Raw genomic sequence first — 11032 nt, forward strand, 5'->3', positions numbered from 1 at the left:
GCCACTCGGAAAGAAAGTCGGAGGACTCGCTTTGCGACTTGTACCAGGCCCAGCTCTTGATAATGATGATGGCCCACACCACCACCGAGAGCACGCCCAGCAAATACAACACCAAATCTACTATGTCAGGTACCAGGTCCACAGCGTCCTCTCCTTTAAATCAAACCTTTAAACACACCTACATTTGTTAGGAAAAATACCCGCCAATATCGGGAATATTTCCTCTTCACATCCCCATATTTATACATCGCTGGGAACGCAAAAAACCTCATGTTTTTAACTTATTTTTACATTTAAGCCATTAACAATGTAATTTTGATTTTTATGGCTATGGCTCTACGCCTGTTTAAAGGGCCTGGGTGCTTGGTCTAAGTGATTTAACCCTGGAAATCAAGGAGTCAGAAAGACTACAGTGGATTGCGGCCCGAGATTTCTTGCGGCACATACACAAAATACCATTCGCCGTAATAGCGCTTGTTATTCAGATGTTGCAACTCGCCGCGATAACCTTTGATTTTAAAAGGGGGCTTATCTGACAAACTGTAAATCCCCATGATGCCACCACTAGGTGCCTCGACAATCCCCCAACCTTCTCGTTGCGTAATCGGATCAAGGTATGGTTTTCGCAAATGGCGGCGCGGGGTAGGGAAACGCTCATCTTTGACCAACGCTTCAACCGTACGCGGAAAAGTTTTCACCACGCCTGGTGTTTGGTTGTAATAACGTCCGATGGCATCTCGATAGGCCAGCCCTACATGGATCAGTTCCTGTTCCCTCTCACGCAACACTTGCGTTTGCCAGCGCATCGCCGCCTGGGCCATCACCAGCCCGCTCAGCATGACCAGCATAAACATGCCGATCAGCACAAATCCTTTGCAGGAAAACCTGTGATCAAATAGCCGCTTACCAGATGGCATACGGCGTACCATCCGCGGAGACTTGATTGGAGCCGCTGTGTACATCAAACACGCTGCCTTGCTCGTCTATATTCGGCGGCAAGGTGATCACCCAGGTATCTGCGCGTTCAGTCATCGGGTCTGGCGGGATCGCTTTCAGGTATTGCCGTTCAACCAGTTCTTCCAGCACTTCCGGATAACGGTTCTTATCGCTGTAAAACTTGTCTATGGCATCTCGCATGGTCAGCAAATCATGCCGCAAGGTGGTTTCTTTGGATCTCTGCAACATATGCATGAATTTGGGTGTGACGATGGTCAGCAGCATGGCCAGGATCGCCAGCACTACCAACATTTCAATCAGGGTGAATCCGCGTTTCATCCGTTTCATCGTTTACCACTCACTGTAAGGCTGCTGGTTGATGCCGATGGCAGCGGAACGGGAAGAAACATCGTAAATATCTTTGGCCATTTCATCTATTTCACCGTCATAGGCACGTATGCGCCAGGTCTGTGCGTTGCTGAGCGTGAGGTCAGGCGTAAACGGGTCACGTGGAATACGCCGCAGGAAAAACAGTTTTTTCTTTTTTGGGTCCTGCGCGTTTTCGACTCCGGTCACCAGTATCCGCAGACTTGGAGGGTAGCCACTGCCATCAGCCGTTTTCTTGATCAGCCCCTGATCCACTGCATCTTTATAGGCATCCAGCGCATCACGGATCTGCCATAACGCCCGTTTTAGTTCGCGCTCTTTTTCCCGCTTGCTGTTCAGCTGCACCACAGGACTGGCTGAAGTCACCAGTAACGCCAGCAGCGCCAGCGTCACCAGCAATTCCACCAGCGTAAATCCTTTTATACTGCGTGACTTCATCAACAAACGGCTACTCACAATGCACACGTCATCAGGGCTGCACGGTGCCGGTATCCGTGCTATTCATGATCTGCGCCCCGAAACCACCATCGGAACGCACATTACCGCTTTGCGTGGATTGTGGCGTAACTGGTGGTGGCGCTACCGGTTCTGCCGCTTGGACGGCCCGGGCGCCCGCAGCCCCTGCCGGGTTTGCAGTGGAAGCCACACCGGAAGGAATCAAGCTATAGACTGAATTAGCAGGACTGATGTTATGCATGATACGTGGCGTGATCAGCAGCACGATTTCATTCTTGCGCTTGTCCTGGTTACTGTTGCTGAACAACCTGCCGATGATGGGCAGATTACCCAGGCCTGGCACGCGCCGTTGTGTTTTCTGCTCGTCATCACGGAACAGGCCAGCCAGGATCTGCGTTTCATTATTGCGCAATTGCAGTGTGGTATTCGCGTTACGGCTACCGATGGTGTATGCCAGCACGCCGGTGCTGGTTGTGACCTGGTCGGTGATATTGCTGACTTCCATGCCCACCTTGATGCTGACCTGGTCCTGCATCTGGATCACCGGCTCCACATCCAGCTTGATGCCGACTTCGATGTAATTCACATTCTGGCTGACAAAGCCCTGGGCACTGGCGACACTGGTCAATACCGGTATCTTGTCGCCGACATGGATCTTGGCGCGGTCGCGGTTCTTCACGCGAATCTTGGGGCTGGCCAGCAGGTTGGTATCGGTATCCTGGTGCAACAGATTTAACACAATGGCCGGGTCACTGATGGTGAATACACCCAGGTTGCCATTGAAATTGCGCAATTCAGAAAGCGTTAATTCGCCGCCCTGCGGCTGGGTACCACCATTACCTCTTGCATTGCCTTGCACACCGACACCGATCTGGCTGGGATACTGGATCCCTAAATTCTCGAGATTGCGGCGGTTGATCTCCATCACCTCCACCTCCAGCATCACCTCTGGTTCATTCAGGTCCTGCGAGGCGATCAGTTTTTCGGCGACTTTAATCCTGTCCATGGTGTCACGGATCACCAGGGTGTTTAATTTTTCATCGATATAGATATCGCTGGCGCGCAACACGGTTTTCATCATATTCAATGCGCGTTTGGCATCCATATGCGTCAGATAGAAGCTGCGCACAAACAGCTCCTCATACTGTGCAGCACGTGAAATCGGATAAATCAGCAACGTGTTTTCATTCAGGACCTTCTTGCCTAACTGGTGGCTGGTCAGAATAACGTCCAGGGCCTGCTCGATCGGCGTATCCCGCAAGAACACACTCACGCGTATGCCTTCATTCAACTCCTGATCAAACGAAAAATTCAGGTCCCCGGCCTTGCCCAGGTACTCGAACGCATTTTTAATCGGCGTGCTTTTCAGTTCCAGCGTCACTTTCTTTTTCAGCGACGATTGCACCGGCCTCACCACACCGATACGCTCACTTTTTTTCTGTTCCAACTGTTCGAACAGTTTGCGGGCCTCTACATGCGCAGGCTGCTCCGCCAGCACATTGCGCAACAAAAACTCGCCGCCGGCAAAATCTTCGGCCGCAATGGCGTTTTTGACCAGTTCCATTTGCGCGGCATGTTTCTGCATGACCACCACCTTCTGCAAACCATCGGTGGCCGAGCGGTTGGTGGGCGACATCTGCAATACCTGCTGGTAGATCACGGTGGCGGCTTCATACTGTTGCGCCTCAAGCAAGCTGTCTGCCTGCTGCAATTGTTTTTGCAGTTTTTTCTCCTGCAGCAAAGACAACCAGTTTCTGTATTGTGGCTGCCGCGGATTGGCTTCTACCAGGGGCTGCAACAGTTTGATAGCTTCATCATCCTGTCCGCGCGCGGCATAGATTCTGGCCTGTTCCAGCGTGACATCCCCCGGGGTAGGGGTAGGAAATGCATTGCTGCAGCTGACCAGCACGCCTGGGCCTAGCAATATCAAAGACCTCAACAAAACCCTGGTCATTGATAACGACTTGCCTGGCGCATCTGCGCAATACCCACCATTTATTCTACTTATGATTTGCTTAGTCAAAACACCACCCCATTATCCAACCTGATTTCAAAGCGCCCGGTTGCGTGTTGCAACACCACTTTTTCCTGATCCAGTACCGCAACCTTCCAGCCTTCGGCAAATCGATCACCTTCATGTAATACATATTGTTGTTGCCCATCCGTCAGAAACACAGTCCAGCGACCTTCTTCCTGCAAACGCCCGGCATAGGTATACGGGCTGACGGGTGCAATGGCTTGCGCTTCCGCAATCTCGGCGGCTGGGGTGGGCATTGCCTCAAACAAATTCACACCCTCTTCCTCATACACCGCCGGCACAGGCTGAATAATGACCTCGCTCACCACCCTTGCGGCAGGCAGTGCTTGCGCTAACGTGACGCGCCGCTGCATACGGGTCGAACCAGGCCCGGCAATGACTTCCGGCGACTGCTCCGCCTGTTCAACCCACCAGCAGGCCAGCAGCGTACAACCCAGTGCACACAGGATTAACCACCGCCGTATCATGACTGCGCCCGCTTCCGGGTATATAAACTGAATTCAACGTAGGCTTCCACACCGGTTTGCAACACATCACTACGTTGCAGTTTGAACTGGCTTAAAGCCAGGCTGGGATATGTCTGCAATACCTGCTTGAGAAATTGCCTGACTTGCGGGTAATCCCCTTTCAGCGGCAACTTGATGCGCTGTATCTGCAAAACAGAATGCTCGATAGGCAGCGACTGGAATTCAGCGCGCTCAAAGAGCATGCCCAAGGCATCTGCCTGTGCCAGGATCTCAGCGCTGATCTGCTCCGCCTCGTCTTCTGCTGGCCATTGCTGGAGTGAGGTTGCCACTGCCTGGCTTGCAGATGGAGGGGGCACAATGCTGCGCTTAACGGTGGCAGGAAGTCGCTGCAATGTCTGTTGTAATTGCTGTTGCCTTACCCAGGCATGCGCCACCAGCGCAGTGAGTACTAACATAATACCGAGCATCACCGTGAGCCAGCGATGTCCAAATGGGCTTTGCTGCCAGCGAAAAAGCAGGCGTTGCCACTGCTGATCTAGAACTTCCATGCGGCCTCCAGATGCAAGGTGGTCATCATGAATCCATTCACCTCTGTTGATTCACTTGCATTCAATTTCACCTCTGACAATGCGGATTGCCGCTTTAACCGTTCCACCAATGCCCAGCCTTGCTGGCGATGTGGCGCCAGCACTGTCATGCGGATATGCTTGCGTTTAACATCCGGTGCCAGTTGCATCCAGTACAGTTGTGGCTGCTGGGCTTGTTCCAGGGAATTCAGTAATGGCAGCCATGGCGTCTGGATATGCGATTGCGCTTCAGCGATCTCGGCTGCATCCACCTGGCGGCTGGCTATCGATTGCCCGGACTGCAGGTTACCAGGAGTCACCGCGGCCTGGCGCGTTTGCAACTGTCGCTGCAAATCGGCATTGTTGCCCGCCAGCTGGTAATAAACACCCGCTAACAGACCCAGAGAGACGAGTAACCCTATGCCTAACAAAAGTGTGGCCGGGCCAGGCGCGTGACCACGCGCATGATTGAATGCCAGCCGCTGCATCAGGCGAGCCTCCTGCGCAATTGCTGATGGAAAGCATCGCCCAGCCATAACTCCGGCTGTACATCCACCAGCGTAAATGGCGACAGGGCTTTACCTGAGACACCGCACCACTGCGCGTGGGGCAGGTATACCGGTAATGACACCCACTCTGCATGCATCACCTGCTCGCGCAGCAGATACTGATGCAGGCTGTCACGCCATTGACCATCTATCGGCAGATAACGGATTTGCTGCCACTCGCCTTGCAGCAGGCATGCGACGGTCAGGCTGCCGGACTCGCGGCTGATGATCCAGCCATCTTGCGGCAATTTTTGCCGGCGCATGTGATGCAAGGCCTGGTTCGCCGATAACATCCACGCCGGTGCGATCATGCCCGGCCTTAAACGGTGTTCGGCAAACAGCGTATGCAGTTTTTCGGTCAATCCACGCGGCATGGCGTTAATCAATACATGCTTGCCATATGCCCCTGCCTGCGCTTGCACATCCCAATCCTGCATCTCGCCGCTGAACAGTTGCGGACCGAATGCCTGTTGCAGGCCATGGCTGTAATAAGCCTGCCTTTCCGCCTTACTGCGGATCTCTGCCTGCCAGGGCAGCACCAGCCAGCGTGAATACTGGTCAGAAACTACAATCACGATATGCCAGCGCTGGCCGGCCAGCGGAGTGAGTACCTCATTCAAGGTTTGCCAACAGGCTTCAGGTGGCAGCGATTCCTGCGCGTGACCTGCCAGCGGATACTGTTGATGCTGCAACAACTTCCTATGCCCGCCTGGCCACCATTGCCGTTCAAACATAAAGATTTCCAGCGCATCGCCACTGATCACTATCCTGAGTTCTGGCATAGTGATCGCCTGCCACCAGCGGCGACTATCGGCGACACGGCAATCAATACCGGGGTCAGGATAATGCTGTAACACGGTTGATCTCCTGCAAGGTGGTTTCGCCTGCCTGCACCAGTGCCAGGCCTGCTTCACGCATGCTGCGCGTGCCGGACTTTGCTGCCAGCGCCTTGATCTGGCTGATGGGTGCTCTGGCGACAATCAACTCGCGCATGGCATCATCAAACAGCAATAATTCGGCAATGCCTTTACGGCCCTTGTAGCCGGTGCCATGGCATTGCCCACAACCCTGGCCTTTCTTGAAGAGGTAGTGAGCACTAGCCTTTGCATCCAGCCCGGATTTCGACAGCAGCTCCTGGTCAGGGATATCGTCAACTTTGCAAAACGGGCAAATCACCCGGATCAGCCGCTGCGCCAGGATGACATTCACCGCAGACACGAAGCTGTACGCATCCACCCCCATATTGGTAAACCGCCCGATCACATCGAACACGTTATTGGCATGCACGGTGGTCAGCACCAGATGCCCGGTCAGCGCCGATTGCACGGCAATCTGTGCGGTTTCGCCATCGCGGATTTCGCCGACCATGATTTTGTCCGGGTCATGCCGCAAGATCGAACGCAGGCCCCGTGCAAACGTGAGGCCTTTTTTCTCATTGACCGGGATTTGCAGCACACCCGGCAACTGGTATTCCACCGGGTCTTCAATGGTGACGATCTTGTCCTCACCTTTGTTAATCTCAGAAATCATTCCGTACAGCGTGGTGGTCTTACCACTGCCGGTCGGACCGGTGACCAGGAACATGCCATATGGTGCCTCAGCCTGTATGCGGATCTGGCTCAACATGGCAGGCGCAAAGCCCAGCACTTCCAGGCTGATGCCTTGCGCTTCGCTTAACGCCTTGCGATCCAGCACCCTGAGTACCGCATCTTCGCCAATCACGCTGGGCATGATGGAGACGCGCAGATCGATTTCCCGTCCCATCGCATGCACTTTGCATCGCCCGTCCTGCGGGATACGGCGTTCGGCGATATCCAGTTCAGACATCACCTTGATGCGTGAAATCGCCTGTTCTGCCTGCATCACGCCGCTCAGGCCGCCGACTTCATTGAGTACGCCATCAATGCGGTATTTCACGCGCAAGCCATGCACGGTGGATTCCAGGTGAATATCGCTCGCACCGGCTTTCAGGGCATCGTACAGAGTGGAGCGCACAAACCGCACCACCGGGCTGCTGTCCTCGCTGATGGATTTCAGTGACAACTGCTCGATAGGTACCTGGTCTTCATTGGCAAGCCCGTCTTCAGTGTGCATCTGGTCCATGGCGCGCATCTGCGATTCGTGGAACTGCAGGCAAGTGGCAATATCATTACGGTGCGCCAGACACCATTGCACCGGCACGCGTACACTGTTCTGCAAGCGTAACTGCAAGCTGCTATCAAACGGGTCTGCGATGACCAGCCGGGCCTGATGCTCCGTGTCCTTTTCTTTGTCCTGCATCAACACTGCCTGCAAGGCAACAGCTTCATTAAAGCTTAGCCTGTCGAACAGCGGTTGCATGGCATTCAAATCCAGCGCACTTAATGCCGGGTAATGCATCAACCTCGCCAGTGCCAGCACAAACGCATCCGGCGACAGGTGAGAAAGCTCTTCCAGTATCTCAATGACCGGGCGTCCGGTTTGTATCGCCAAAGCGTTGGCTTCACTCAATAACCCTGGCGTCAGTACATGGGCGTCTGTGCCAGCCAATGGTAAATCATGCATATTCATACCCTGGCTCCATCGCACTCTGGGCGCGCGGTTCTATTTTTTGGTAATTGTGGGCAATCCGTCATTCAATCGCTCCCGCTAACTCGAAAATAGGCATATACATCAATACCACTACCAGCCCGACAATCAGGCCGATCAGCACCATCAAGGCAGGTTCAAGCAGCTTGCTTAACCACTCGACTCGCCGTGCGGTATCTTCATCATAAAAAATGCCTATCCGCCCCAGCATTTCATCCAGGCGTCCGGTGCGCTCGCCGACGCGCAGCATGCGGTTGGCGATAGAAGTGGTCAGGCCGTGCGTTTCCATCGAGGAAGATAACTGCTTGCCTTCCCGCACTTCGCTGATGACTTTTTGCAGTACTTGTTGTAATTCCTGCGGTAACAGAGACTGCACCATGCCGAGGGCTGTGAGCAAGGGAATTCCTCCCTGCAACAGCATGCCCAGTGTGCGGTAAAACCGCGCCAGTTGGTAAATACGCAACGCTTCACCCAAACTCGGGATACGCCATACCCGGCGCATGATCCAGATTTTGCTGGCCGGGCGCGAAAACAGCAGCCACAACAGCACACCGATCGCCAATGTGCCCAGCAATACCCATTCGCCATGACCTTGCAGCAACTGCCCCCAGCGCAACAACAGGCGGCTGGCCCACGGCAGGTTATCACCGCCGCTTTCATAGATACTGCTGAAGCGCGGCACGACATAGCCAAGTAAAAACAGCACGACCATGCCGCCGACAACAATCAGTAATACCGGATAAATAGAGGCAGAGATGATTTTCTTGCGGATAGCATCGACCTGCGCCTGGTAAACCACATGGCGACGCAGGGCCTGCGCCATATCACCGGTGCGCTCACTGGCACGGATCAGCGCCACATACAGCGCGCTGAATACCTCGGGTTGCAACGCCAGCGCCTGCGAAAGCGGCAAGCCCTCATACAATGAGGTGCGCAGACGGTTCAGTACATAACGTGACTGGTCATGTTGCTCTTTTTCAGCCAGGCCCTCGATCGCTTCAATCAGACTGAGGCCAGACTCCAGCAATGCCAACAGTTCCTGGCTGAACAGGCTCAGGTTAAAGCTTTGCTTGTTGAAAGGCCATTTGGGCAGCCAGCCAGCCGCATTGGCCTGGCGCACCTGCAGAATGCCGTAACCCTTTGCCTGCGCCTGCTGGCGGGCAGATTGGAGGTCTGGTGCCTCAAGCGAGAGCCAGCCGACCTGTGTGCCCTGCATGACTTTCAATTCAAATTTCATGCCTGTTCGATTCCCTCACTGACACCACACCTTATGATTGCGATCACTGCTGAATGTCATTCCCGGCATGCTCAGCAACTCATCTACCTCTTTAACCCGGCCAATACCCCTACCAGTTACCGACATCACTATCGGCATCCTGACCACCAGTGACCCCGTCACTGCCCAGGCTCCACACATCATAGTCACCATGTTCGCCGGGGTACCGGTATTGATATTGCCTGCCCCATGGGTCTGCCGGTACGCCTTTGGCAAGGTAAGGCCCCTGCCATTTGGCCTCGTTGTCAGGGTTACGATTCAGTGCTGCCAGCCCCTGCTCGGTGGTCGGGTAATGTCCTACATCCAGGCGGTAGGTGTCCAGTGCACGCGACAATGCTTCAATTTGCGCCTTGGCGGTTTTGGTTTCTGACTTGCCGATCTGCGCAAAATATTTCGGCCCTACATAGCCGGCCAGCAAACCGATAATCACCATCACCACCAATAATTCCAGCAAGGTAAAGCCTGATTGTTTGATTGTTTTCAACATGTTTCCCCTCTTGATTTACTATTTCTTCGGACTGAATAACTGGCTGACGCGACTCAATGTGTCCAGCGTCAGCAATCCACTGCTGAACTGCAAATTCACCCAGTCACTGATCAGGCTGTAATAAGCCTTGGTCAGCGACAACTGGTTGGTAAATAATTTCTGCTGTGCATCCAGTACTTCATGATTGGTTTTAAAACCGGCCACAAAACCTTTCTGTGTGCCGTCCAGAGCCACCCTGGCTGACTGCACGGCCTGCTGGTAAGCGGTGATGGATTGCTGTTGCGCGATCAGGTTCTGGTAATACTTGCGCACATTGAATTCGATCTCGCGCGATTTGGCCGTCATGCTTTCTTCACTGGCGGTCAGGCGGCTGGCACTCTGGCGCACATTGGCGCTGACATAGCCTCCGGCAAACAGGGGGACATTCATCTGCAAGGCAATGGTGGAGGTATCAAAACGTGATCCCAGCGTATTGTTGCTGTCGTTCTGGCTGTAAGAGCGCACGCCAACCAGGTCCAGCGTCGGGTAATGCCCCGCCTGTTTCTTCTCGACATCTTTCCTGGCGACTTCAATGTCCAGCGTCGCGGCTAACAACTCCGGGTGATGCTGACGCGCAGTGTCTATCCAGCGTTCCACGCTATATTCAGAACCGGTCAGCGTATTCAAGCCAGTCACCAGCAGTTCTGCGGACAGTGCAGGGGTCGCCCCAGTCAGTATCTGCATACTTTGCTGGCTGGAAAGCAGATCATTAGCCGCCTGGATTTTCTCGACCCTGGCGATATCCAGGTTGGACTGTGCTTCATTCACCTCGACCACGGTACCGCTGCCGCGCGCATAGCGCTGCTCAGCCTGCCGCAATTGCTGGCTGACGGCCTCCAGTTTGTTTTGCTGCAGATTCACCCGGTCCTGCGCATACAGGGTTTCCAGGTACACCGAAACCAGCTTGAGGATCAGTTTGGCGTTTTCCTGTTCGAGTAATGACTCCTGCGCACTGACATACGACTTGGCACCGCCATAAATGGCAAAGGTTTCTTTGTTGTACAGAGGCTGGCGCACGGTGAGGCTGTAATTTTCAAGCTCATAATTCAGCTCCGAATTAAGCGAGCCGATACTGGTCTGCGTCGTGCGGTCAGTGTTACCGCGGCCTCGCGTTAACCCCAATTGCACCTTGGGATAAAACAGTGCTTTTGCCTTGGTCAGCTCTTCGCGTTCGGCCTCGGTATTGGCGAGTGCGGCACGGAAATCCGCATTGTGGGTAAGCGCCATCTGATACAAGCCATTCAGGTCATCTTGCGCCTGAGCA

The 11032-nt window shown here is 54.1% G+C and carries 12 protein-coding genes; all 12 read right to left on the reverse strand.

Going from position 1 to position 11032, the window contains the following annotated elements:
- Nucleotides 1–407: 407 nt before the first annotated feature.
- Nucleotides 408–917 carry a type II secretion system protein gene (locus tag VK958_RS08280; RefSeq protein WP_325240609.1) on the reverse strand — a complete coding sequence of 170 codons (510 nt, stop codon included), beginning with the start codon at nt 915–917 and terminating at the stop codon, nt 408–410.
- Nucleotides 904–1284: a type II secretion system protein gene (locus tag VK958_RS08285; protein WP_325240611.1), complete on the reverse strand. Its 381-nt coding sequence runs from the start codon at nt 1282–1284 to the stop codon at nt 904–906. Before VK958_RS08285 ends, VK958_RS08280 begins: the two co-directional genes overlap by 14 nt.
- 3 nt (nt 1285–1287) lie before the next feature.
- Nucleotides 1288–1761 (reverse strand): prepilin-type N-terminal cleavage/methylation domain-containing protein, encoded by a 474-nt coding sequence (locus VK958_RS08290; protein ID WP_325240613.1) that lies wholly within the window; start codon nt 1759–1761, stop codon nt 1288–1290.
- A 31-nt stretch (nt 1762–1792) separates the two neighbouring features.
- A complete protein-coding gene (locus VK958_RS08295) occupies nt 1793–3733 on the reverse strand; it encodes a type II and III secretion system protein (protein ID WP_414683868.1) in 1941 nt (646 codons plus the stop codon).
- 65 nt (nt 3734–3798) lie between these two features.
- Complete coding sequence (locus tag VK958_RS08300; RefSeq protein WP_325240617.1) at nt 3799–4284, reverse strand: hypothetical protein; 486 nt, start codon at nt 4282–4284, stop codon at nt 3799–3801.
- A complete protein-coding gene (locus tag VK958_RS08305; protein WP_325240619.1) occupies nt 4281–4832 on the reverse strand; it encodes a hypothetical protein in 552 nt (183 codons plus the stop codon). Before VK958_RS08305 ends, VK958_RS08300 begins: the two co-directional genes overlap by 4 nt.
- Entirely contained in the window at nt 4820–5338 is a 519-nt protein-coding gene (locus tag VK958_RS08310) for a hypothetical protein (RefSeq protein WP_325240621.1), read from the reverse strand. Before VK958_RS08310 ends, VK958_RS08305 begins: the two co-directional genes overlap by 13 nt.
- The gene (locus tag VK958_RS08315) at nt 5338–6255 is read right to left on the reverse strand and encodes a hypothetical protein (RefSeq protein WP_325240623.1); all 918 of its coding nucleotides are present in this window, start codon (nt 6253–6255) and stop codon (nt 5338–5340) included. The genes VK958_RS08310 and VK958_RS08315 overlap by 1 nt, the downstream gene beginning before the upstream one ends.
- On the reverse strand, nt 6236–7948 hold the full coding sequence (locus VK958_RS08320) for a GspE/PulE family protein (protein WP_325240625.1): 1713 nt from the start codon (nt 7946–7948) through the stop codon (nt 6236–6238). The genes VK958_RS08315 and VK958_RS08320 overlap by 20 nt, the downstream gene beginning before the upstream one ends.
- A gap of 61 nt (nt 7949–8009) precedes the next feature.
- Entirely contained in the window at nt 8010–9203 is a 1194-nt protein-coding gene (locus VK958_RS08325) for a type II secretion system F family protein (protein WP_325240627.1), read from the reverse strand.
- A gap of 109 nt (nt 9204–9312) precedes the next feature.
- Nucleotides 9313–9729 (reverse strand): type II secretion system major pseudopilin GspG, encoded by a 417-nt coding sequence (gene gspG / locus VK958_RS08330; RefSeq protein ID WP_325240629.1) that lies wholly within the window; start codon nt 9727–9729, stop codon nt 9313–9315.
- Between the two features lie 18 nt (nt 9730–9747).
- Nucleotides 9748–11032 (reverse strand): TolC family outer membrane protein (locus tag VK958_RS08335; protein WP_325240631.1); only part of this gene is annotated, 1285 nt, incomplete at its 5' end.

The organism is Methylophilus sp., assembly GCF_035460085.1.
Taxonomy (GTDB): domain Bacteria; phylum Pseudomonadota; class Gammaproteobacteria; order Burkholderiales; family Methylophilaceae; genus Methylophilus.